The sequence below is a fragment of the Streptomyces sp. NBC_00631 genome, from assembly GCF_045206895.1.
In the GTDB taxonomy this organism is placed as follows: Bacteria; Actinomycetota; Actinomycetes; order Streptomycetales; family Streptomycetaceae; genus Streptomyces.
Genome location: NZ_CP107734.1, coordinates 1085183 through 1108553 on the forward strand (window position 1 = coordinate 1085183; position 23371 = coordinate 1108553).

Consider the following 23371-nt stretch of genomic DNA (forward strand, 5'->3'; position numbering starts at 1 on the left):
ACAACACCCGGGGGGCCGCTCGGTCCCCGGAAAGGACACGCTATGGCACTGCTCGACCTGCAGACGATGGAGTCCGAGGAGCGTCACGACGGCGGCGGCGCCAGCACGGTGAGCCTGCTGTCGTGCGTCTCGGCGGCGAGCGTTCTGCTCTGTCTCTGACCGCTCCGTCTTTGACCGGCACCGCGAAACCGGCTCCGGGCGGCCCGCTCCTTCGGGAGGGGCCGTCCGGGGCCTTCGCCGATACGAGGACCGCAGCGATGGCCCGACCCCCGCACCGTGATCCGATGCGCACCGCCCTGCGCCACGCCGGGGGGCGGTGTGCCGCCCTGTGCCTGGTGAGTACGGCGGCCACGGCGGCGGGGCTGCTGCTGCCCGCCGCGCTGGGCCGTGCCCTGGACCTGCTGCTGGCGGGCGCCCCGGCGACCGCGTGGGTGGTCCGCGCCGCCGGGCTGGTGCTGTTGTCGGCCCTGCTGGACGGCTGCGCGAGCGTGCTCGCCGGTACCGCCGACGCGCGGGCCACCGCCGGGCTGCGCAAGCAGGTCACCGGGCAGGTGCTGGCGCTGGGCCCGCGCGCGGGGACCCGGTTCGGTGCCGGCGACCTGGTCGCCCGGCTGGTCGGGAACGCCGCGCAGGCCGGGACCGGGCCCGCCGCCCTGGCCGCGCTCCTCGCCGCCCTGGCCGGTCCGGTCGGCGGGGTGGTCGCGCTCGCTCTCGTCGACCCCTGGCTGGCGGCCGTGTTCCTGGCCGGGGCACCCGTGCTCGTCCTGCTGCTGCGGGCGTTCACCCGGGACACCTCGGCGTGCGTGGCCGCGTACCAGCGGGAGCAGGGCCGGATCGCGGCCGCGCTGGCGGAGGCGGCCGAGGGCCGTCGGACGATCGTGGCGGCCGGCCTCCAGGACCGCGAGACCGAGCGCGTGCTGCGCCCGCTGCCGGACCTCGCCCGCGCCGGGCACCGCATGTGGCGGGTACAGGGCCGGGCCGCCGCCCAGGCGGTGACCGTGGGCCCCCTGCTCCAACTCGCCGTCGTGGCGGTGGCGGGCCTGCTGCTCTCCCGGCACCGGATCTCGGTCGGCGAGGTGCTCGCCGCCTCCCGCTACGCCGTCCTCGCGACCGGTGTCGGCGTGCTGGTCGGACAGCTCGCCGCCGCCACCCGGGCGCGCGCGTCCGCGAGGCGCCTCGCCGAGGTGCTGGCGCTTCCCGCACCGGCCCACGGCGACCGGCCGCTGCCGCCCGGCCCCGGACGGCTGGAACTGCGCGGGGTGACCGCCCGCCGGGGTGACCGCACGGTGCTGGACGGCGTCGACCTGACCGTGCCCGGCGGCACCGCTCTGGCCGTCGTGGGCCGCTCGGGCACCGGCAAGTCCCTGCTGGCCGCTCTCGCCGGCCGGCTGGCCGATCCGGACGCCGGGGAGGTCCTGCTGGACGGGGTCCCGCTGCCCGCCCTCCGCCATGACGAGCTGCGCACGTCCGTCACCTGCGCCTTCGCCCGCCCGGCCCTGCTCGGCAGGACCGTCGGGGACACCATCGCCCTGGGCCTGACCACCCCCTCCCCCGCCGAGGTCCGTGCCGCCGCCGGCAAGGCCCAGGCGGACGCCTACATCCGGCGCCTGCCCGACGGCTACACCACCCTGCTCACCGACGCCCCCTGCTCCGGCGGCGAGTCCCAGCGCCTCGGTCTCGCCCGCGCGTTCGCGCACCCCGGCCGCCTGCTGATCCTCGACGACGCCCTCTCCAGCCTGGACACCGTCACCGAGCACCGCGTCGCCGAGGCCCTGCTGGCTCCGGGCCCCACCCGGCTGGTCGTCGCGCACCGCGCGTCGACCGCTGCCCGTGCGGACGCGGTGGCCTGGCTGGACGCGGGGCGGGTACGGGCCGTGGCGCCCCATGCGGAGCTGTGGCGGGACCCGGAGTACCGGGCGGTGTTCGGGGCACGCGCGGCCGAGCGGACGGCACGGTGACCGCCCTCGCGCCGCTGGTGCGCCGGGCGGCGCTGGTGCGGCTGGTGGGCTGGTCGGTGCTGGAGGCCGGGCAGACCTTTCTCCTCGGATACGCCCTGGCCCGCGCGCTGGACGCCGGGTTCCTCGCCGGGGACGCGCGGACCGGGCTGTGGTGGCTCGCCGCGGCCGCGGGCGGGGTGGGGGCCGGGGCGTACGGGACCCGCCGGGTGTACGGGGTGGTCGCCGACCTCGTGGAACCGGTGCGCGACCGCCTGGTGGCGGATGTGGTCGCGCGCGGGGTGCGGGAGGCGGACCGGGGGGCGCTGTCCGGACTGACCCAGCAGGTGGAGATCGCCCGGGACACTCTCGCCGGGCTGGTGCTGGTGTCCCGGTCGTTCGTGTTCGCGGTCGTCGGCGCGCTCGCCGGGCTGTGTGCCCTCGCGCCCCCGCTGCTGCTGGTGGTGCTGCCCCCGCTGCTGGCGGGTCTGGGCCTGTTCGCCGCGACCCTGCGGCCGCTGGCCCGCCGCCAGGAGGCCTTCCTGGTCGCCGACGAGGCGCTCGCGGCGGAACTGGGCGAGGTGTGCCCGGGATTGCGGGACATCGCCGCGGCGGGGGCCGAGGCGCAGGTCGCCGCGCGTGTCGGGGAGGGCGTTGACGCCGAGTTCCGGGCCGCCCGGGCCCTGGCCCGCTGGAGTGTCGTCCGGGTGGCGGCGCTCGCGGTCGGCGGCCGGCTGCCCCTGGTGCTGCTGCTCGCCGCCGCGCCCTGGCTGCTCGCCCACGGCGTGACCGCGGGTGCCCTGGTCGGCGCGCTCGCCTACGTCACCCAGTCCCTGCTCCCCGCCCTCCAGAACCTGGTGCACGGGCTGGGCGCCGGCGGAGCGCGTCTCACCGTCGTACTGCGCAGGCTGCGGCCGCCCCCGGCGCCCGGGCCGCTCCCGAAACCCACGGGAGAGGCGGCGGCCGACGACGCCCCGGCCCTCTCCCTCGCCGCCGTCACCTTCGCCTACGGCCCGGCGAGCACCCCCGTCCTCGACGGGCTCGACCTCGTCGTCCCGCCCGGCGGTCACCTCGCCGTCGTGGGCCCGAGCGGGATCGGCAAGTCGACGCTGACGGCGGTGGCCGCCGGGCTGCTGCACCCGGCGCACGGCACGGTCCGGGTGTGCGGCCACCCGGTGCCGGGGGCGCGGGCGGCGGCGGCGCGGGTACTGATCCCGCAGGAGGCGTACGTCTGCACGGGCACTCTCGCGGAGAACCTCGGGCTGCTGCGCCCGGGGCCCGTCCCGGTACCGGAGCTGCTGGCGGCCGCCGAGGCGGTCGGTCTCACCCCGCTGCTGGAGCGGCTGGGCGGACCGGACGCACCGGTGCGGCCGGCGGAGCTGTCGGCGGGTGAGCGGCAACTGGTCGCGCTCACCCGCGCCTATCTCTCCCCCGCGCCGCTCGCTCTCCTGGACGAGGCCACCTGTCATCTCGACGCGGAGGCCGAGGCCCGCGCCGAACGGGCGTTCGCCACGCGGCCCGGCGGCACTCTGGTGGTCGTCGCGCACCGGATCGACTCGGCCCGCCGCGCCCGGCGGATCCTGGTGCTGGACGGCTCCCGCACGGCCTACGGCACCCACGAGGACCTGCTGCGCACCTGCGCCCTCTACCAGGACCTGGCAGCGCCCGGGAGCGCCGCCGTGTCACAGCCACCCCTCGCCCTGTGAGATGCGGATCGCGTCGACGCGGTTGCGGGCCCCGGTCTTGCGGGTGATCGCGGCCATGTAGTTGCGCACGGTTCCGTTGGACAGGTGCAGGCTGCCGGCGATCTCCGCGACGGACGCCCCGCCGGCCGCCAGCTCCAGCACGCTCAGCTCCCGTCTGGTGAGCGGAATCTCGCTGGCCTTCAGGAAACCGAAGCCCAGCGAGTCGTCGACGAAACGTTCCCCCTCGGCGGCGTGCCGGATCGCGTCCACCAGCCGCTCCGGCGCGCCCGACTTGTCGACATAGCCGAGCGCCCCCGCCTCGGCCGCCCGTTTCAGCAGGCCGGGTCTGTTCGCACCGGCGAGCACCACCAGCCTCGGTACGGGTGCGCCGGCCTCCGCCGGACGCAGGTCGGCGAGCGGCGGCACGCCGTGGGTGCCGGAGCTTTCGAGGTCCGCCGCACATACGTCCGGCCGTACCGCCCGGACCCGTCCGCGCGCGCCGTGCCACGGCGTGTCGTCCACGCGGAAACCGGGTTCCCGGCGTAACCACTCCGCCAGGACCGATCTCACCAGACACGCGTCGTGCACCAGAAGTACCCGGATCACCGCCGCCCCCTCAGCCGTCCGTCGGTTCTTCGGTTCAAGGTGTGGAACGCGTGCCCCATTGTTGACGTCCGCCACCTCTCATGGGCGCGAAGATCCGGCCAACGGGGTGCGTGGGGGCGCACAACCGGCGCCCGGGCCCCGCGGCGCGCATCGGTTGCGGGGGCATGTGCCGGGGCGAACGGGGTACACGGGGGCCGCCCGGTGCGGAGGCCCGCGCCGCTCTCGCCGTGCGCCGGTCGGCGCCAGGAGGGAGCCTTGATCCCGAGGACGCGACCTGCGGCCGGACGAGGAGGTGGTCGGGCGTGTCCGACGGGATGGGGGCGCCTTCGGCGGGAGCGGAGCCGGGCGCCGGGGTGCCCGCGGCCGACGACACCCGGTCCGGCCGGCCCCTGCTGTCGCTGGCGCTGGCCTCGATGATGGAGGAGGTCCAGGCGCACTCCGGCGCGGTCTACCTGCTGGCGGCCGACGAGCCGGTCCTGGAGATGGCGGTGACGGCGGGTCTGCCCCGGGCCTTCGCGGCGCCCTGGGAGCGGGTCGGGCTGAGCGCGCCGATCCCGGTCGCGGAGGCGGCGCGCGACCGGCGGCTGGTGTGGGTGGGCGGCGAGGAGGACATGGTGCGCCGGTATCCGCGCATCGCGGTGGTGCTGCCGTACCCGTTCGCGCTGGCCGCGCTGCCCGTGGCCACGGCGGACACCCTGTACGGGGCGGTGTACGTGACCTGGCCCGGCGCCCATCCCACGGTGCTGTCCGACCGGGAGCGGGATTCGCTGACCTCGGCGTGCGACCGGCTGGCGGTGCGGCTGGAGCGGGCCGCCCGGAAGAACCGGGCGCTGCGCGCCGAGCCGGATCTGCTGGCGGCGCCCTCGGGGACGGCGGGCTCGCTGGGCACGGTGGAGGCGGCGCGGATGGTGGGGCGGCTCCCGTACGGGCTGGCCTCGCTCGATCTGCACGGGCGGGTCGGCTTCGCCAACGCGGCGGCGGCCGAACTGCTCGGGGTGCCCGTCGACGATCTGCTGGGCACCCAGCCGTGGGTCTCGGTGCCGTGGCTGAACGACCCGATGTACGAGGACCGTTACCGGGCGGCGCTGATCAGCCAGCATGTGACGTCGTTCGTGGCGCTGAAGCCGCCGGGCGACTGGCTGTCGTTCCGGATGTATCCGAGCACGACGGGGCTGACCACCCGGATCAGCCGGGCGCGGGCGGTCGCCGAGATGGTGGGCGCGGCGCCGCGCGCGGACGCGACGCCCGCGCATCGGCTCGTCACCATCTCGCAGGTGCTGAGTCTGGCCGGGGCGCTGACGGAGGCCGTCGGGGTGCAGGACGTGGTGCAGCTGGTGGCGGACGAGGTCGTCCCGGCCGTCGGCAGCCAGGCCCTGGTGGTCCTCGGCTCCCGGGGCGGGCGGCTGCACGTGCTGGGCCATCGAGGGTACGAGGATCCGCGGATCGTGGAGCGCTTCGACGGCCTTCCGCTGGCCGAGCGGAACCCCGGCGCCCATGTCCTGAACACCGGCGTACCGGCGTTCTTCGAGTCGAAGCAGCAGTTGGAACGGCTGTATCCGGACCACAAGGAGACCCCGGACGGGTTCGCCGCCTGGGCGTTCCTGCCGCTGATCGCGTCGGGCCGTCCGGTCGGCACCTGTGTCCTCGCCTACGCCGAGCCGCACGCCTTCCCCACCGACGAGCGTGCCGTGCTCACCAGCCTCGGCGGACTGATCTCGCAGGCGCTGGAGCGGGCCCTGCTCTACGACGCGAAGAACCAGCTGGCGCACGGTCTGCAGGCGGCCCTGCTGCCGCACTCGCTGGCCCCGCCGTCCGGCATCGAGGCGGCCGCCCGCTATCTGCCGGCCATGCACGGCATGGAGATCGGTGGCGACTTCTACGACCTGGTGCCCACCCGGCCGCTGGCGGCGGCGGTGATCGGGGACGTGCAGGGGCACAACGTGACGGCGGCCGGGCTGATGGGCCAGATCCGTACCGGCGTACGGGCCTTCACGACCGTCGGGCAGGCGCCGGAGGAGGTGATGCGCAGCACCAACCAGCTGCTCATCGACTTGGGCGCGGATCTGTTCGCGAGCTGTCTGTACCTGCGGCTGGATCCGGAGCGGGGACGTGCCGTGATGGCCCGGGCGGGGCACCCGCCGCCCCTGCTGAGACGCCCCGACGGGCGGGTACGGGTGCTCGACCTGGCCGGGGGCCCGCTGCTGGGCATCGACTCGGAGGCGACCTACCCGACGACCGAGGTGTCGCTGGCGCCGGGCTCGGTGCTCGCTCTCTACACCGACGGGCTGGTCGAGTCCCCCGGTGTGGACATCGAGGACGCCCTGGTCGATCTGGGGGAACTGCTCTCGGAGAGCGGCGACCAGCCCTTGGACAAGCTCGCCGACACGCTCGTGCGGCACAGTGCGGCGGCGCAGGAGCGGGTCGACGATGTGGCGGTGCTGTTGCTGCGGGCCGAGTCCGACGGCTGATCCTCACCGGAAGCGATCCGGCCCGGCCCCCCCGCCGGAGGGCCGGGCCGTCCACCGTCGGCCGGGAACCGCTGGTAGGCCGCGCGATGGGTCAGTTGGACGACGAGGTGCCGTCCGCTCCGGTCCCGGACTGGTCGCCCGTGCCGGACGCGTCGCCGGTCCCGGACTCGTCACCCGTGCCGGTCGCGTCACCGGTGCCGCTCTGGTCGCCGGCGGTGGCGGACGGGTCGGCGGCGGTGGCGGACGGGTCGGCGGTGCCGCCGATCTGGTCGCCGCCGGCCTGGTCACCGGCACCGTTCTCGTCACCGGCGGTGGCGGACGGGTCGGCCGTGGCACCGGCGTCACCGGCGCCCGCGCCCGCGTCGCCCAGGGTCGCGCCGGTCGCCTGCAGAGCGGCGGTCACCGGCTGGAAGAAGGTCTCGCCGCCGGAGGTGCAGTCGCCGCTGCCACCCGAGGTCATGCCGACCGCGCCGCCGTCCTGGGTGAACAGCGAGCCGCCGCTGTCACCGGCCTCGGCGCAGACGTTGGTCTGGATGAGACCGGTGACGGTGTCGACGCCGTTGGGGTCGGTCTCGCTCTGGAAGTTGACGGTGGCGTCGAGGCCGGTGACCTGGCCGTCGTGCAGCCCGGTGGTGGAGCCCATCCGGAACACGGTCTCACCGACGGTGGCGTCGACGGCCTGGTTGATGGCGACGGTCTGGCCGTTGCCTATGTTGACCTCGCTCGGCGCCTGGGTGGTGGCGTCGTCGTACTTGACGAGCGAGAAGTCGCCGTTGCCGGGGAACTGCGCCTGGTCCACGGTGGCGATGGGCTGGCCGGTCTCGGAGTCGGACCAGTCCTTGGCCGCGACCCCGCAGTGACCAGCCGTCAGGAAGGCGGGGCTGCCGTCCGAGGCGGTGACGTTGAAGCCGAGCGAGCAGCGGACGGTGCCGTCCTGCACCTGGGAGAAGATCGCGTCGCCACCGGAGACAAGGGTCTTGAAGGTGCCCGACGACTTCTTGAGGGTCGCCATGTTCGAGCCGAGGCTCTGGACCGTCGACTGCAGCGTGTCCCACTTGGTGCCGGTGACGGTGGAGTCGGCGGTGACCACGACCTTGTTGGTCTTCGGGTCGACGGCCCAGGCGGTGCCCGGGATGGTCGCCTTGGTCTTCAGGGTCTGGGCGACGGCCGCCAGTTCGGAGTTGCTGTTCTGCACCTGGCGGACGACCGCGCCGGCCTTCTCCGCCTGGACGACCACGTTGTTGTCGCCGCTGATGACGTTGACGACGAGTTGCTGCTTGCCGCTGTCGTAGTAGGACCCGGCGAAGGCCTGCCCGAGGAGGTCCTGGAGCTGCGCGGCAAGGTCCGAGGCGTCGTTCGCCGACTTGAGCGTCTTGGGAGCGGTGGCAGTGGCGCCGGAGGCGTTGTCCTGGGACGCGTTGGCCATCGGCAGCAGAAAGGCCGCAGCGCCGAGCGCCGCGACACCGCCCACCGCGATAGCGGCCTTGCGCTTCGGAATTCGCTTGTGACTCAAACTTCTCGACCTCCAAGGGACGGAGTGTCTGCCGTTGCGGGGCAGTCGTTCGTGAGCGGCGCCTGGATGGCCATAGGTACGGGCGGGTCACGTGGTGCGTTCAATTCCGGTTCTTAACTTCCTTTCACCGGCGGCGAATCGGCCACGCGGCGCAGGTCGCGGAGTGGTTGCGCGTGCCAGGGCGCCGGACCGGGAACAATCCCCCATATGACGATGACCACCGCCGAAGCCGACAAGATCCTCTCCGCCAACTTCGCCCCCTGGGTGCTCGACCTCCAGCTGGTCGTCGAGGCGGTGGACGAGGACCGGGCGACGCTGCGTCTGCCCTGGTCGGAGCGGCTGTCCCGGGAGGGTGGCGGGTTGTCGGGGCAGGCGTTGATGGCGGCGGCCGACACGGCGACGGTGATCGCGGTCTCGGTGGCCCGGGGCGGCTTCGTGCCGATGACGACGGTGCAGCAGTCGACCTCGTTCCAGCGTGCGGTGAGCGGTTCGGATGTCCTGATCGAAGCGGTGCTGACCAGACTGGGCCGCCGGATGGCGTTCGCCGACATCACGATGCGCGACCAGAGGTCGGGCGCGCTCGCGGCCCGGGCGAGCACGGTCTACGCGCTGCTGGGGTGACCGGGCCGACACGGTAAGCAACCGATCACTGACGATCCGTTGCGATCACGGACCGGAATCCTTGCTTCAGGGAATCTGCACATCCCATTCCCAAGCGAGTCACGGGGAAGGGCGGATCTGCACAACCGCACGCCCCCTGCCGCGCCCTTGGCCCGGAGTGCCGGATTCGCCGCCGGGTGGGCAAGCCGTGCGGCGGGGGCAAAGTGGTGCGGCTTGTGAAGGAGTCGCCGACAAGCGGTGCGCGCGCCTGCACGGATGAACCCTTCTGGGACTCAAGTGCCCAGGTGAGACGCCTGGTTGATTGGAAGCGCGGACCGTGGGCGTGCTTTGATCCATCGCACCGCGGGGGCCGCCAAGGGCTCCCGGAAACGGGCGCCCGGCGCTCGCGGTCGCGGCCGTTCGCTCGTCCCCCCAAGGGCCGTGTTCGTCCCTGAAGGGCGTCGGGGGCCGCTCTCCCCCTTGTGAATATCCATATGAAGGGAAGTTCCACCATGAACTCCACCCCCCAGGTCGAGACCGTCGAGATCTCCGACGCCGAGCTCGACAACGTCTCCGGCGGCCTCTCCGTGAACGCCCTCGGCACCGTCACGGGCCTGGTGGACGGCGTCGCCCCGGTTTCCGGTCTGGTCAACACGGTTGTCGGCACCGTCGAGGGTGTCACCGGCCTGAACACCCAGCCGGTCACGAACCTGGTCGCCGGTATCTGATCGCACCTCATTGCCGCTGAGTCCCGGAGCCGGATCCCGGCCCCGGGGCTCTCGGGCGCTCTGAAACATCCCGTTGCCCTGTGAGGGAAGTTCCGTGCAGTTCCGCCAACAGGCCCTCGCCAAGCTCCAGTCGCCCGAGGAACTCGATCTCCCCGTGCGGTTCGCCCGACCGCAGGGCTGGCTCGCGCTGTCCGTCTCGGTCGTCGTGATGGCGGCTGCCTCGGTGTGGGCGGTGACCGGTTCGGTCGCCTCCACGGTGAGCGCACAGGCGATCCTCACCCACGGGCAGGGCAGTTACATCCTGCAGAGCCCGGTCGCCGGGCAGGTCACAGCGGTCCTCGCCGAGCAGGGCGAACGGCTGCCGGCCAACTCCCCCGTCCTGAAGGTGCACACCGGTCAGGGCGACTCGGTCGTGCGCACGGTCGCCGCGGGCCGGATCAGCGCGCTCGCCGCGACCATCGGGCAGATCATCCAGACCGGTACGAACGTCGCCGCCGTGGAGAAGATCGCCCACGGCTCGGACCCGCTGTACGCGACGGTCTACGTCCCCGCCGAGAACGCCTCCGCCATCCCCGCGAACGCCCCGGTCGACCTGACCGTGTCGTCGGTGTCGACGCAGGAGTACGGCGTGCTGCGCGGCCATGTGAAGTCGGTGGACCGCAGCGCCCAGTCGGCCCAGTCGATCTCGGCGTTCCTCGGGGACAGCCAGCTCGGCGAGCAGTTCACGAAGAAGGGCCGCCCGGTGGCCGTACTGGTCCGGCTGGACCCGTCGGGGAAGACGAAGAGCGGCTACCAGTGGTCCTCGGCCGACGGGCCGCCGTTCAGGCTCGACTCCATGACCCTGGCCTCGGGTGCGATCCGGCTGGCCGACCAGCGTCCCGTCGATTGGCTGCTCCCGTGACCACCGCCCAGGAGACCCGCGGCCGCCGGCGCGCCGCCCCGCCCAAGCGTCCGGTCCCCAAGGGCCGCGGCCGGACGGTGCGCACGCCCACCGTGCTCCAGATGGAGGCCGTCGAGTGCGGCGCCGCCTCCCTCTCCATGGTCCTCGGCCACTACGGGCGGCATGTCCCGCTGGAGGAGCTGCGCATCGCCTGCGGTGTCTCCCGCGACGGTTCGCGCGCCAGCAACCTGCTGAAGGCGGCCCGCAGTTACGGCCTCACGGCCAAGGGCATGCAGATGGACCTGGCCGCCCTCGCCGACGTGCAGGGGCCGGCGATCCTGTTCTGGGAGTTCAACCACTACGTCGTCTTCGACGGCATGGGCCGCCGGTTCGGCCGCCGGGGCGTCTACGTCAACGACCCCGCCAAGGGCCGGCGGTTCGTGCCCATGGAGGAGTTCGACGGCAGCTTCACCGGCGTCGTGCTGGTCCTGGAGCCGGGCGACGGCTTCGAGAGGGGCGGCCGGCGGCCGGGCGTCCTGGGCGCGATGCCGGCCCGGCTGCGCGGCACGGCCGGCACCATGCCGGCCGCCGTCCTGGCCAGCCTGCTGCTGGTGGTCGTGGGCGCGGCGGTGCCCGCGCTCAGCCGCCAGTACATCGACCTTTTCCTCATCGGCGGCCAGACCTCGCTGCTCACCGTGCTGTTCGCCGCGATGGGCACCTGTGTCCTGCTCACCCTGGTGCTGACCTGGCTGCAGCAGGCGAACCTGCTGCACGGCCGGATCGTCTCCTCCACCCTGTCCAGCGCCCGCTTCCTGCGCCATCTGCTGCGGCTGCCGGTGACCTTCTTCTCCCAGCGCAGCCCGGCCGACCTGGTCCAGCGCCTGCAGTCCAACGACCAGGTCGCCGAGACCCTGGCCCGCGACCTGGCGGCGGCCGGCGTGGACGCGGTGGTCGTCGTCCTGTACGCGGTACTCCTCTACACCTACGACGCGCAGCTCACCTTCCTCGGCATCGGCGTGGCGCTGCTGAACATCGTGGCCATGCGGCTCGTCGTCCGGCTGCGCGCGACCCGGACCGCCAAGCTGCGCGCGGACACCGCCCGGCTCACCAACACCTCCTACACCGGTCTCCAGCTGATCGAGACGATGAAGGCGACCGGCGGCGAGGACGGCTATTTCCGCAGGTGGGCCGGGCAGCACGCGGCCACCCTGGAGGAGCAGCAGCGGCTCGGTGTGCCGAGCGCCTGGCTGGGCGTGGTGGCGCCGACGCTCGCGACTCTCAACAGCGCGCTGATCCTGTGGATCGGCGGCATGCGGGCGGTCGAGGGCGGTATCTCGGTCGGTCTCCTGGTCGCCTTCCAGTCCCTGGTCACCCGCTTCACCGCCCCGCTGACCCGGCTCAACGGCGTCGCGGGCCGCATCCAGGACTTCGCGGCCGACGTGGCCCGCCTCAAGGACGTGGAGAACTTCCAGGCGGACCCGGTCTACGCGCGCCCCGGCGCCGGTGAGTCCACCCGGCGGCTGCAGGGCCACGTCGAGCTGGAGAACATCACCTTCGGCTACAGCCCGTTGGACAAGCCGCTGCTCACCGGCTTCGACCTGACCGTCGGCCCCGGCCGCCAGGTCGCTCTGGTGGGCGGCTCGGGCAGCGGCAAGTCCACGGTGTCCCGGCTGATCTCGGGTCTCTACGCCCCCTGGGAGGGCGTGATCCGCATCGACGGACAGCGCCTGGAGGACATCCCGCGCGGTGCCCTCGCCGCCTCCGTCTCCTTCGTCGACCAGGATGTCTTCCTCTTCGAGGGCTCGGTGCGCGACAACGTGGCGCTGTGGGACCCGTCCATCCCGGACGAGGCGGTGGTGGAGGCGCTGCGGGACGCGGCCCTCTACGACGTGGTGACGCGGCGGCCCGGTGGCATCCACAGCAAGGTCGAGCAGGACGGCCGCAACTTCTCCGGCGGCCAGCGTCAACGCCTCGAAATCGCGCGGGCGTTGGTACGCCGGCCGAGCATCCTCGTCCTCGACGAGGTGACCAGCGCCCTGGACGCCGAGACCGAGCTGGTCGTCATGGACAACCTGCGCCGCCGCGGCTGCGCCTGCGTCGTCATCGCGCACCGGCTGAGCACGGTGCGCGACAGCGACGAGATCGTCGTGCTGCAGCACGGCACGATCGTGGAGCGCGGGCGGCACGACGAGCTGGTGGCACACGGCGGGTCGTACGCCGCGCTGGTCAGGGAGCGATGAGATGACGACTGTGGACGGCGGCGACCTGGTTCTCGGCGCACTCGGCTCCCTGGGCGCCCGGATCGACTGCACCGGCTTCAACCGCCTCGACCTGGAAGGCCCGCAGACGCTGTGGCTGGTGGCGGCCGGCGCCCTGGACCTGTTCGCGGTCGACGCCGAACAGCAGGGCCACTGGCACCACCTGGGCCGTCTGGAGGCCGGCTCACTGCTGCTCGGCCCGGTCACGGGACCACAACACACCCTGGTGGCACGCCCGTTGCGCGACTGCGTCGTGCACCGCGTCGGCCTGCGCGAGCTGTACCAGCCCTCCAACACCCAGACCTGGTCCTACGACGAGTACGGCAACCCCCAGTACGTCCCGCCGGCCAGCAGTCCCCTGGAGTACGCCCTCGCCCTCGGCGTCGGCCGTGGCCTGTCCATCCTCTTCCAGGCCCCGATGACCGCGAGCGAGCGCGCCGCGGCCCCGACCGACGACGACGTCTTCTGGATGCAGGTGCCGCCGGGCAGCGTGCAGTACGGCTCGCTGTACGGCGCGGAGGCGGCCGCCGACCTGCTGATGGACCCGGCGCTGTGGCAGAGCATGGTCGACCAGCAGTACCGGCTGCTCACCACGCTGGACCGGTGGATCGAGCAGACGGAACGCACCCACGAGACGCGTGCGGCGGCCGGCATCAAGGCCGGTGAGGCGGTCCGGGCCCAGGCCGACCGCACACTCCTCGCCGCCATCGGCAAGGCGGCCAAGCGCACCACGGCCGCCGACGCCGACGCCTCCTACGCGGCCTGCAGGCTGGTCGCCGAGGCGGCCGGCATCACCCTCGCGGAGCCCGCGCAGTCCGGCACCGAGAGCGACCGCATCGACCCGGTCGAGCGAGTGGCCCTCGCCTCCCGGGTGCGGACGCGGGCGGTACGCCTGGACGGCCGCTGGTGGCGGGAGAACGTCGGCCCGCTGGTCGGACACCGTGCCCTGTCCGGCGCTCCCGTCGCGCTGCTGTGGCGGCGCGGCGGCTATGTGGCCGTCCATCCGGCGACCGGTCGCGAGACCCCGATCGAGAAGGCGAACGCGGCGGAGTTCGAGCCGCGCGCGGTGATGTTCTACCGTCCGCTGCCCGACAAGGCGCTCAGCCCGCTCGGCCTGCTCCGGTTCAGCATGCGCGGCACGCGCGGCGACCTCGGCAGCCTGCTCCTTGCCGGGCTGGTGACCGTGGCGATCGGCTCGCTGGTGCCGATCGCGACCGGCAAGGTGCTGGGCGACTACGTGCCGAAGGCCCAGACGGACCTGATCGTGCAGGTCTGCCTGGCGGTGATGATCAGCGCGGTGGTGTCGGCCGCGTTCACGCTCCTGGAGAACCTGACCATCCTCCGCCTGGAGGGCCGTATCGAGGCGACCCTGCAGCCGGCCGTCTGGGACCGGCTGCTGAGGCTGCCGACCAGGTTCTTCACCCAGCGCTCGACCGGTGAGCTGGCCAGCGCGGCGATGGGCGTCAGCGCGATCCGGCGGCTGCTGGCGGGGGTCGGCCCCGTGGTCGCCCAGTCGCTGACCGTCGGGGCGATGAACCTGGGCCTGCTGTTCTGGTACAGCGTGCCGATGGCGCTGGCGGCCCTTGCCATGCTCGTCGTCATCGCGGCCCTGTTCCTCGGGCTCGGGCTGTGGCAGGTGCGCTGGCAGCGCCGGCTCGTGGTGCTCGGCAACAAGCTGAACAACCAGGCGTTCCAGACCCTGCGCGGGCTGCCGAAACTGCGGGTTGCGGCGGCCGAGAACTACGCGTACGCCGCCTGGGCGGGCGAGTTCGCGCGCAGCCGGGAACTCCAGCAGAAGGTGGGCCGGATCAAGAACCTCACCTCGGTGCTGGGTTCGGTCTACCTCCCGGTCTGCACTCTGCTGATGTTCATGCTGCTGGCGGGTCCGGCCAAGGGCGCCATGGACGCGGCGGCCTTCCTGACCTTCAACACGTCGGTGACGATGCTGCTCACCTCGGTCACCCAGCTGACCGGCTCCTTCGTGTCGGCGGTGGCCGCGCTCCCCCTCTTCGAGGAGATCAAGCCGGTCCTGGAAGCCGCCCCGGAGGTCCGCACCGCCAGCACCCGCCCCGGCCCGCTGTCGGGCGCCGTCGAGGCCCGCCGTCTCTCCTTCCGGTACGCGGACGACGGTCCCCTGGTCCTGGACGACGTCTCGTTCGCCATCCGCCCGGGTGAGTTCGTGGCGGTCGTCGGCCCCAGCGGCTGCGGGAAGTCGACGCTGCTGCGGCTGCTGATCGGCTTCGACAAGCCGGTCTCGGGGAGCGTGCTGTACGACGGCCAGGACCTGGGCGCGCTGGACCAGTCGGCGGTCCGCCGGCAGTGCGGGGTGGTGCTCCAGCACGCGCAGCCGTTCACCGGCTCGATCCTGGACGTCATCTGCGGCACCGAACCGTACACCCCCGAGGAGGCGATGGCCGCGGCCGAGATGGCGGGGCTCGCGGAGGACATCAGGCGGATGCCGATGGGGCTGCACACGATCGTCGCCGGCAGCGGCGCGATCTCGGGTGGCCAGCGGCAGCGGCTGATGATCGCCCAGGCGCTGATCCGGCGCCCGCGCATCCTGTTCTTCGACGAGGCGACGAGCGCGCTCGACAACGACACCCAGCGCACGGTCATCGAGAGCACCCGCAAGCTGAACGCCACCCGCATCGTCATCGCCCACCGGCTGTCGACGGTCATGGACGCCGACCGGGTCATCGTGATGGAGGACGGCAAGGTAGCCCAGCAGGGCCCGCCGGCCCAGCTGCTCGCCGACACCGGCGGGCGGCTGCACGAGCTGGTGCGGCGGCAGCTCGCCTGACAGATCAGGCGCCCGGGGTGGGGGCGCCTGCGGGCAGGCCGGCGTCGGGACAGCTTCGGTAGTACTCCTTCCAGGTCGCGATGACTGCGCTCTTGCGGGCTCCCTCCAGGTCGAAGCGGATCTCGTCGTCGCCCCGGTCGGAGGTGAGGCTCCGGGGCCGATCGACGGCGAGCACGGCCCCGTGCGGTGACGAAGCGCCAGACTGTCGTGCGCGCAGTCCAGGCCGGTGGGGCCTGCGCGCGCGGTTCCCCGCGCCGCCCGGTGGGCACACTCGCCGTTCCCTGTCCGGTGCGGGAGTTCGCCGGACAGGGCAGCGAAACGTTGCCGTTTCGCTGAAAGTGGTCTACGCTCGATGTGTACGAAACCGTTTCGTTCGCGGTTCTGTAGGCGCCGCGTCACTGAAGCGGCTTCTTGATAACTCCCGAACGACTTCCCTGGAGTGGTTCCCGCATGTCTGAGAAGACTCTGACCGACGACACCCGCGTCGGTGCCGAGGAGGCACCGCCGGTCGCCTCCTCGAAGCGGTGGTGGATCCTCGCGGTCATCGCCGTCGCCCAGCTGATGGTGGTGCTCGACGCCACCATCGTGAACATCGCCCTTCCGTCCGCCCAGGCCGACCTCGGGTTCTCCGACGGCAACCGGCAGTGGATCGTCACCGCGTACGCCCTCAGCTTCGCCTCCCTGCTGCTGCTCGGCGGGCGGATCGCCGACCTGTTCGGCCGCAAGACCGCCTTCCTCATAGGCGTCGTCGGCTTCGCCGCCGTGTCCGCCCTGGGCGGTGCCGCCACCGGCTTCGGGATGCTGGTCACCGCGCGCGCCCTGCAGGGTGCGTTCGGCGCGCTGCTCGCCCCGACCGCGCTCTCGCTGCTCAACACCACGTTCACCGACGCCCGTGAGCGGGCCCGGGCCTTCAGTGTCTACGGTGCCATCGCCGGCGCCGGCGGCGCGGTGGGCCTGCTGCTCGGCGGTGTCCTCACCGACACGTTCGACTGGCGCTCGACCCTGTACGTGAACGTCGTGATCGCCGTCGTCGCCTTCGCGGGCGGCTGGCTGCTGCTGACCAACCACCGTGACGCCGGCAACGCCAAGCTGGACGTGCCGGGCACGGTCCTGGTGGCGGCCGGTCTGTTCTCACTGGTCTACGGCTTCTCCAACGCCGAGACGCACGACTGGAACTCGCCGCTGACCTGGGGCTTCCTGGTCGCCGGTGTCATGCTGCTCGCTGCCTTCGCCTGGTGGCAGACCAAGGCCAAGCACCCGCTGCTGCCGCTGGGCATCCTGCTGGACCGCAACCGGGCGGCCTCGTTCCTCGCCGTGCTGATCTCCGCGGGCGGCATGTTCGGTGTGTTCCTCTTCCTCACCTACTACCTGCAGCTGAACCTCGGCTTCAGCCCCACGAAGACCGGTGTGGCGTTCCTGCCGATGATCGGCGCCCTCATGGTGACGGCACAGGCCGGCACTCAGATCCTGGTGCCGCGGATCGGGCCGAAGGCGGTCGTCCCGCTGGGCTTCGCGGTCTCCGCGGCCGGCATGGCCTGGCTGACCGACATCGGCGTCGGCTCCAGCTACGTCAGCGCGGTGCTCCCGCAGCTGATCATCACCGGCCTCGGCCTCGGCCTGGTCATGCCCGCGGCCATGCAGCTGGCCACGGGCGGAGTGACGGCCGACGAGGCGGGTGTCGCCTCGGCCACGGTCAACGCCATGCAGCAGGTGGGCGGTTCGATCGGTACGGCGCTGCTCAACACGCTCGCGGCGAGCGCGGCGACGGACTACCTGGCCGGCCGGGACGCGACCAGCAAGCTGGTACAGGCGCAGGCGACGATCGAGAGCTACACGACCGCCTTCTGGTGGTCGGCCGGGATGTTCGCGGCCGGCGCGGTCATCGCCTTCCTGCTGTTCCGCAAGGGGGTGCCGGAGCAGGACGCGGACGCGGCGCCGGTTGTTCACATGTGACGTGCGCGGAGCCGCAGCACGGACCGAGGGGTCACCGTCAGCAGGGAGACGGCGGCCCCTCACCGTTGTTGTCCGCGGGCCGGTGGGGGCCGTTCGCGCCCACGCGGCGGAGCCGCATGTCGATACAGTCACGCGCCCCTAAAGGGGCGCCAGGTCAAGCCACTTCATTGAAGTTCACACTGTCGAGTGAACCTGATCTTGCGCCGCCCGCACCAGGGATGGCTCGCGCTCCCAGCGGGTAACAACTCGGCCCATATCCGCCCCGGCGAGGGGGGGCTCCGAGATGACGCCGGAAGCCGACGATCCGGGGCTGCCCGCCGTCAACTCCTGTGCGCGCACCCTGCGCAGCGGGACATGTCTGGTCGTCGAGGTGTACGGCGAGGTCGACATCGCCAGTGCGGAGTTGCTCGCCGAGCATCTGCTCGCGGCGACCGCCGGAGTCGAGCCCGATGTGCTCGTCGACCTGCGGCGGCTGGACTTTCTCGACTGCTCGGGGCTGCGGGTGCTGTGCCGGGCCGAGGCGCGGGCCAGGGAGCGGGGCGGGCGGCTGCGGCTGGTGTGCGAAGGGCCCCGGTTTCCGCGGCTGTTACGGGCCACGGGGCTGCTGGGGCGGTTTCCGCCGCTCCCCGGCGTTCCCCGGGACGGGAACGCCGGGGAGCGGCGGTGATGCCGGGGGTCGGACGGGCAGCCCCACACCACCCGTCCGCCCCCCGGTGCGGGATCGCAGGTTCCCCGCTCCAGGGGCCGCACTCCCCAGTTGCGGACCTGTCCGGCAGTCACGAGGACCGTGCGATCCCGGGCTCAGAAGGCGAAGACGTGCGTTCCGTAGGCGTCCCTCATGCACTGGTTGCCGAAGGTGCGCTCGTAGGAGACGCGCTTGCCCTGCCAGACGCCCTCGACCGTGACCACGACGGGGTCGTAGAGCTTGGTGCACCACACGTCGCTGTTCGGCGCCAGAGCGTCGAAGTCACCGCCGGCGCCGCGCAGTTCGGCGCAGGCCTCGGCGGCGGCCGGGTGGGTGCCGGAGGCGCTCGGGGCGCAGTTCAGGGTGACGGCGCGCTCGGGCGTGGCGGTGGCCGCGTCTGTGCCGTGGCCGGTGGTGAGCACCAGGGCCGAGGGGGCGTAGAGCGAGCTCGGGGCGGCGACGGCGGCCCCCGTCAGGGGTCCGCAGACGGCGACGGCCGTGAGGCCGAGGGTCGCTGCCCAGCGCGCGGTGGTTCGCATTGTGTGCATCCTTCCGCTCGATTCGACGGGTGCCGCCCCTCGGCCCGGTGGGTGCCGGGGACGGCGGGCGCCACTCTGCCGAGTCCGCAGCCGAAACACACATCCCACCCACAGGTTTCAGTAACATTGCGTATTGAATCAGTGGCGCGAAGTCACGGAACGGGGACGCGTCGACCGCACAACGGAGCGGGTCTTGATCGCCCGAAGCGGCTGGATGGCCGGATCTCACCGCCTCGTTAATCGTCCTGAAACATTCCGCTTCCGCTGTCGGCGGACTTTCCCGCAAGCCCTTGCCTTCGTGCCGCTACGGAGTAATCGTCATTACATGATTACGCAGGAGCAGCGAGACAAGCTTCGCGGCTGGTTCACCGGCCGCCTGCCCGACGACCTCTTCGAGGAGCTGGTGGAGGTCACGGTCGACCGCGAGGAGGTCACCGTCATCGGCCGGATCCCCGGACCCGACCCGGCGGACGACGCGTCGGACGCCGAGCGGGAGTCGGCCGTGCAGGGCCGGATCCAGGAGTTCCGGGAGCGCACCCGGGAGAGCCGGATGGCCGTGGCCAGGGAGGCGGAGCACCAGTTCCGGCGCAAGGTCTCCTGGGGTGTGGAGTGCGCCGGGCAGCGGGCGCTGTTCACGCATGTGGCCGCGCCGGTGATGACCCGGCTGCGCCAGCCCGAGCGTCAGGTGCTGGACACGTTGATCGCCGGCGGTGTGGCACGCAGCCGCAGTGAGGCGCTGGCCTGGTGCGTGCGGCTGGTCCAGCGGCACACCGACGACTGGCTGACCGAACTGCGGGAGTCGCTGGAGCACGTCGAGCGGGTCCGGGCCCAGGGCCCGGACGCCGACAGCAGCGCCCCGTAAGGGGCGCGGGGCCGTACTGCATGTGCGGCTACCGCCGCGCTGGGGGTCCCCCCGGGTTCGAGCGAAGCCGAGAACTTGGGGGAGCGACCAGCCGCGACGGCGCCGCAGACGAACGATGGCGCCTCGCGGCGATTCCAGCTGAGCGTCTAGTGGCCGGCCAGTTCCGCCGGCTGTGCGGACGGGCCGCCGGTTCCGGCGATGGAGAGCGAGCCGCGGCTCTGGGACGGCGCCGGGGCGTCGGTCAGCCAGTGCTGACCGCTGGTGTGGTCGCGGACCTTGACCACGATGTCCGAGCCGGGGTCCACACCGCCCGTGGCGAGGGCCAGGGTCTCGTCCCAGCGGGGCAGCAGCTCGCCCTGGACGGTGAGGTCGTAGCGCACGTCCTCGCCGCGCTCGGCGCCGGCCGCGGCGCAGGTGCCGAGGATGACCACACCGGCATCCGCGTGCGAGTCCAGGCACAGATCCTTGCCCGCCGCGCTGCGCAGTTCACCGTCGCTCTCGTACGTCCACTGCTGGGTCGAGGCAGAGGAGCACACCGCGAGCACCACGCTCGCCCCGGCCGCCGGGTCGCCGTTGATGTCCAGGCAGAGCTGGGCGGCGGCGTTGCGCAGCCGGGTCGTGTGGTCGGCGGCGGGCAGCCCGGCCGTCCCGGAGGTGGGCGTCGCCTCGGGCTCGGAGCCGCCGGGCACCTGTCCGGCGGTGGCGACCGCGTCGCTGCCGTCACCGCCGCCGGACAGCGTGCTGACGGCGAGGACGGAGGCGAGCAGCCCCGCGCCGGCCACGCCGACACTGGTCAGCAGCGTCTTCGACGACCAGGAGCCGGGCGGGCGGCGCACCGGCACGGGGATGCGGGCGAGGATCCGGGTCCGGGCGGCCGCGCGGCGGCGGCCGCCGCCTCCGGCGCGCCGGGCGGCGGCGCGGGTACCGGGAGCTTCCTCGCCGCCCTTGCGGCCCGGGCGCGAGTCGAGGTAGCGGCGGGCTCCCCAGCCGAGCACCGCCTCCACGAGCAGCACGCCCAATCCGCCGTCGACATGGCCGAGTTGTTCGGCGGCGGCCCGGCAGTACGGGCACTGCGCCAGGTGCTCCTGGACGTCCGGCAGCAGGGCGCCGCCGCGGCGGATCGGCACATCCAGCAGCCGGTTGTAGTAGCGGCACTCCTGGGACGGCGCGAGATCCCGGTGGGCGCGGACACAGCCCTCGCGGAATTTCTCCCGGGCGTCTTCGAGAGCCGCCGATGCGGTTGCCGTGTCCATGCCCAACAGACCGGCCGGTACGGTTATCGGTTCCGCCTCCACCTCGGCATGCCAGAGCAGGCTCTGGGCGAGCGCCGGAAGGCCCAGGAATGAACGCTCCGCGAGGGCGCGGTTTTCCGGAGTCAGGGACTTCGTGGCACGCATACCGCGGCCGCCGGCCGGTTTCCCGAGGTCGGGAAGAACCTCCGCTATTCGGTCCTCCGCGGACCAGTTGGCGACCGTGTCGCGGACGGAGACCAGCAGGCGCGGCCGGATCGCGTCCGCCGTCTCGCCGAGCGCCACCCGGTCCAGGACCTGATGGAAGGCGGCGGCCGCGACCATGTGCGCGATGGGCCCGGAGACGGCGAGGCAGATGGCCGCGTACTCCTGGACGGGTCGCCAGTGCCGGGCCATGAGCAGCGCGGCGGACCGGGAGGCCTCGATGTCGGATCCGGCTCGCAGCGGGGCGGCGAGGGACTCGTCGGACTCCCCCGTACCACCGCCCGGCGGCGGATAGGGAGGGCGAGGCGGGTGGGGGGTGGGCACGGAGCGGATTCCTTTGGTGCGGTGGTGCGTACCTCTTCGGTGCGCCTGCGGGGAGCGGGAATTCGCCGACGCGGTGTCGGTCGCGTTCCCCAACTGCCGAAATGGACCAGGCCATTACCCCCGCGCGGGTATTCACCCTCGCACAAGTCTCACACAAGCAACAAGGCGCCCGTACAACATCGACAGCATTGACAGAAAGTCAGAAAGGCGGCCGTGGCTGTTGCCCCTGCATGGCCGCATTCACCTTTCCACGCACCCCGTGTGAACCGCGCGCCCGCGCGGGTCCCGCGCGCACGCTCCCGGCCCGCCCGCCCGGGTGGTCCACTGATGCCCGGCCCTCCTCACGAGGCCCCGCGCGGAACGGCGGCTCTTCCGCGCGAAACAGGCCGCCGGCCCCGTTCCTCCCGCCCTCGGCCGGCGGCCCCGAGAGCCGTGGGGGCAGCTCTGCCTGCACGTCCGGGCAGGCGTCAGAGCTGCCAGGAACGGAGCCGGTCCGCCGCCGCGTAGACGTCGGCCTTGCCGCTCATCAGGTCGCGGGCGAGGTCGACGAGGGCGCCGTAGGGCGGGTCGATGCCGACGTCGCTGACGTACATGTAGGCCACGGCGGTCGCGCAGGCGAACCGGGCGTTGGCCGCCGGCAGCGGCTTGAGCAGCGCGAGGGTGTGCAGCAGGGCGGCGGCCCGCCAGGCCGCGTCGGAGTCCACGCCGAGCCTGGGCGGGTCGACCCGGTGCCGGGCGACGGCGGCGACCAGCGCGGAGAAGTCGTTGATGGTGGGCTGCTCCGGCATGACTTCCTCATGGCGCTGGAGCAGCCAGGGCACGTCGATATGGATGACCGGCGGCATGGTTCAGGCGGCCTCGCCCTTCGCGGGCGGCTCGTCGTCGGGGAACGCGGCGGCGAACTCGGCGGCGTGCGCCGCGAAGAAGCGGCGGAATTCCTCCGCCCCCTCCTGCAGGGCCCGGTGCCGGGCGATGTCGGCGGCGGCCGCCTCACGGACGAGGGCCTTCATGGACGTACCGCGCTCCTTGGCTATCTGCCTGAGGTCCTCAAGTTCGCGGTCGCTGAACTCCACGTTGAGAGCTGGCATGCCCTTCACCGTACCGCGCGGGTACTCCACCGTAAATACCCGCAGGTCAAGACAGGCTCGTCAAGGTACCTGAGGAGCCTGACGGCCATGTCCGTTTTCCGCCGGTCAGCGGCGCGCCGCCGCACCAGACTCGGTGTCACGACATCAGGAGACCGCACGGCCCCGGCCGAGAGCCGGGCGGTGGGCGCGGCGGTCGGCGCCGGCCTCCTGCCGCTGGTCCGGCCCTGCCATCAGCCGATGCTCGGCTGAGCGACCGCTGACGAAGGGAACCGCCATGACCGTCACCCGCACCGAGGCCCGCCGGCGCGTGGCCGGCACCGACTGGGCGGCGCTGGCCGCCGGGCTGGACGAGCTCGGCAGCGCCCCGACCGCTGCCCTGCTCACCCCGGCGGAGTGCCGCGAACTGGCCGCGCTGTACGAGAAGCCGGAGCTGTTCCGCACCACGGTCGACCTCGCCCGGCACCGGTTCGGATCCGGCGAGTACCGCTACTTCACCCACGAGCTGCCCGCACCGGTGGCCGCGCTGCGCGCCGCGCTCTATCCACGGCTGCTGCCGGTCGCCCGGGACTGGGCGGCCCGCCTGGACCGCCCGGCTCCCTGGCCCGACTCTCTGGACGAGTGGCTGGAGCGCTGCCACGCGGCCGGCCAGGACCGCTCCGCCCAGATCCTGCTGAGCTACGGCCCCGGCGACTGGAACGCCCTGCACCGGGACGTCTTCGGCGACCTGGTCTTCCCGCTCCAGGTGGTCGTCGCCCTGGACGTGCACGGCGAGGACTACACGGGCGGCGAGTTCCTCATGGTCGAGCAGCGCCCGCGCGCCCAGTCCCGGGGCACCGCGACCCCTCTCCGGCAGGGCCACGGGCTGGTCTTCACCACCCGCGACCACCCCGTGCGCACCCGACGCGGCTGGTCGGCCGGGGCGATGCGGCACGGCGTGAGCACGGTCCGCTCCGGTCGCCGCCGCACCCTGGGACTGGTCTTCCACGACGCGGCC

The 23371-nt window shown here is 73.0% G+C and carries 20 protein-coding genes and 1 pseudogene; 13 read left to right on the forward strand and 8 right to left on the reverse strand.

Annotated elements, in window-relative coordinates; all coding sequences use genetic code 11:
* Positions 1-42 precede the first annotated feature (42 nt).
* The 3 genes from OHB00_RS05085 to OHB00_RS05095 all read left to right on the forward strand — a co-directional run bounded on the left by OHB00_RS05085 (position 43) and on the right by OHB00_RS05095 (position 3640).
* A complete protein-coding gene (locus OHB00_RS05085; protein ID WP_046732101.1) occupies positions 43-159 on the forward strand; it encodes a SapB/AmfS family lanthipeptide in 117 nt (38 codons plus the stop codon).
* Positions 160-284: 125 nt separating this feature from the next.
* Positions 285-1958, forward strand: a complete 1674-nt coding sequence (locus OHB00_RS05090) for an ATP-binding cassette domain-containing protein (protein ID WP_406431655.1) — start codon at positions 285-287, stop codon at positions 1956-1958.
* The gene (locus OHB00_RS05095; protein ID WP_406431656.1) at positions 1955-3640 is read left to right on the forward strand and encodes an ATP-binding cassette domain-containing protein; all 1686 of its coding nucleotides are present in this window, start codon (positions 1955-1957) and stop codon (positions 3638-3640) included. Before OHB00_RS05090 ends, OHB00_RS05095 begins: the two co-directional genes overlap by 4 nt.
* Here the strand turns inward: OHB00_RS05095 and OHB00_RS05100 are convergent.
* Positions 3617-4225, reverse strand: a complete 609-nt coding sequence (locus OHB00_RS05100; protein WP_406431658.1) for a response regulator transcription factor — start codon at positions 4223-4225, stop codon at positions 3617-3619. The two genes, OHB00_RS05095 and OHB00_RS05100, sit on opposite strands and share 24 nt — an antisense overlap.
* Positions 4226-4539: 314 nt before the next feature.
* Here OHB00_RS05100 and OHB00_RS05105 point away from each other — a divergent pair, with 314 nt between their 5' ends.
* Entirely contained in the window at positions 4540-6693 is a 2154-nt protein-coding gene (locus OHB00_RS05105) for a SpoIIE family protein phosphatase (protein ID WP_406445617.1), read from the forward strand.
* Between the two features lie 91 nt (positions 6694-6784).
* Here OHB00_RS05105 and OHB00_RS05110 read toward each other — a convergent pair whose 3' ends face one another.
* Positions 6785-8206 carry a S1 family peptidase gene (locus tag OHB00_RS05110; protein ID WP_406431660.1) on the reverse strand — a complete coding sequence of 474 codons (1422 nt, stop codon included), beginning with the start codon at positions 8204-8206 and terminating at the stop codon, positions 6785-6787.
* Between the two features lie 207 nt (positions 8207-8413).
* Here OHB00_RS05110 and OHB00_RS05115 point away from each other — a divergent pair, with 207 nt between their 5' ends.
* The 5 genes from OHB00_RS05115 to OHB00_RS05135 all read left to right on the forward strand — a co-directional run bounded on the left by OHB00_RS05115 (position 8414) and on the right by OHB00_RS05135 (position 15472).
* On the forward strand, positions 8414-8827 hold the full coding sequence (locus tag OHB00_RS05115) for a PaaI family thioesterase (protein WP_406431662.1): 414 nt from the start codon (positions 8414-8416) through the stop codon (positions 8825-8827).
* 491 nt (positions 8828-9318) lie between these two features.
* Positions 9319-9534: a type A2 lantipeptide gene (locus OHB00_RS05120; RefSeq protein ID WP_351327472.1), complete on the forward strand. Its 216-nt coding sequence runs from the start codon at positions 9319-9321 to the stop codon at positions 9532-9534.
* 94 nt (positions 9535-9628) lie between these two features.
* Positions 9629-10435, forward strand: a complete 807-nt coding sequence (locus OHB00_RS05125; RefSeq protein ID WP_406431664.1) for an HlyD family efflux transporter periplasmic adaptor subunit — start codon at positions 9629-9631, stop codon at positions 10433-10435.
* Entirely contained in the window at positions 10432-12654 is a 2223-nt protein-coding gene (locus OHB00_RS05130; protein ID WP_406431666.1) for an NHLP family bacteriocin export ABC transporter peptidase/permease/ATPase subunit, read from the forward strand. The genes OHB00_RS05125 and OHB00_RS05130 overlap by 4 nt, the downstream gene beginning before the upstream one ends.
* Position 12655: 1 nt before the next feature.
* Entirely contained in the window at positions 12656-15472 is a 2817-nt protein-coding gene (locus OHB00_RS05135) for an NHLP bacteriocin export ABC transporter permease/ATPase subunit (RefSeq protein ID WP_406431668.1), read from the forward strand.
* A 4-nt stretch (positions 15473-15476) separates the two neighbouring features.
* Here OHB00_RS05135 and OHB00_RS05140 read toward each other — a convergent pair whose 3' ends face one another.
* On the reverse strand, positions 15477-15647 hold the full coding sequence (locus OHB00_RS05140) for a hypothetical protein (protein ID WP_406431670.1): 171 nt from the start codon (positions 15645-15647) through the stop codon (positions 15477-15479).
* A 275-nt stretch (positions 15648-15922) separates the two neighbouring features.
* Between OHB00_RS05140 and OHB00_RS05145 the strand changes: the two genes are divergently transcribed.
* On the forward strand, positions 15923-17425 hold the full coding sequence (locus tag OHB00_RS05145) for an MFS transporter (RefSeq protein WP_406431672.1): 1503 nt from the start codon (positions 15923-15925) through the stop codon (positions 17423-17425).
* A 283-nt stretch (positions 17426-17708) separates the two neighbouring features.
* Positions 17709-18092 carry an STAS domain-containing protein gene (locus OHB00_RS05150; protein ID WP_406431674.1) on the forward strand — a complete coding sequence of 128 codons (384 nt, stop codon included), beginning with the start codon at positions 17709-17711 and terminating at the stop codon, positions 18090-18092.
* Positions 18093-18226: 134 nt separating this feature from the next.
* On the opposite strand, the gene OHB00_RS05155 is transcribed toward OHB00_RS05150, so the two are convergent.
* Positions 18227-18649, reverse strand: a complete 423-nt coding sequence (locus tag OHB00_RS05155; RefSeq protein ID WP_406431676.1) for a protease inhibitor — start codon at positions 18647-18649, stop codon at positions 18227-18229.
* Between the two features lie 325 nt (positions 18650-18974).
* On the opposite strand from OHB00_RS05155, the gene OHB00_RS05160 reads away from it, so the two are divergent.
* Entirely contained in the window at positions 18975-19511 is a 537-nt protein-coding gene (locus OHB00_RS05160) for a hypothetical protein (protein ID WP_406431678.1), read from the forward strand.
* 146 nt (positions 19512-19657) lie between these two features.
* Here the strand turns inward: OHB00_RS05160 and OHB00_RS05165 are convergent, their stop codons facing one another.
* From OHB00_RS05165 to OHB00_RS05180, 4 genes are all read right to left on the reverse strand, one after another.
* The gene (locus OHB00_RS05165) at positions 19658-21289 is read right to left on the reverse strand and encodes an RICIN domain-containing protein (RefSeq protein ID WP_406431680.1); all 1632 of its coding nucleotides are present in this window, start codon (positions 21287-21289) and stop codon (positions 19658-19660) included.
* A 467-nt stretch (positions 21290-21756) separates the two neighbouring features.
* Complete coding sequence (locus tag OHB00_RS05170; RefSeq protein ID WP_406431682.1) at positions 21757-22134, reverse strand: toxin Doc; 378 nt, start codon at positions 22132-22134, stop codon at positions 21757-21759.
* A 3-nt stretch (positions 22135-22137) separates the two neighbouring features.
* Positions 22138-22377, reverse strand: coding sequence for a hypothetical protein (locus OHB00_RS05175; RefSeq protein WP_351711856.1), 240 nt, complete (start codon positions 22375-22377; stop codon positions 22138-22140).
* Positions 22378-22521: 144 nt separating this feature from the next.
* The gene (locus tag OHB00_RS05180; protein ID WP_406431684.1) at positions 22522-22818 is read right to left on the reverse strand and encodes a hypothetical protein; all 297 of its coding nucleotides are present in this window, start codon (positions 22816-22818) and stop codon (positions 22522-22524) included.
* On the opposite strand from OHB00_RS05180, the pseudogene OHB00_RS05185 reads away from it, so the two are divergent.
* A pseudogene (locus tag OHB00_RS05185) lies at positions 22721-23371 on the forward strand (2OG-Fe(II) oxygenase); the annotation flags it as partial. The gene OHB00_RS05180 and the pseudogene OHB00_RS05185 sit on opposite strands and share 98 nt — an antisense overlap.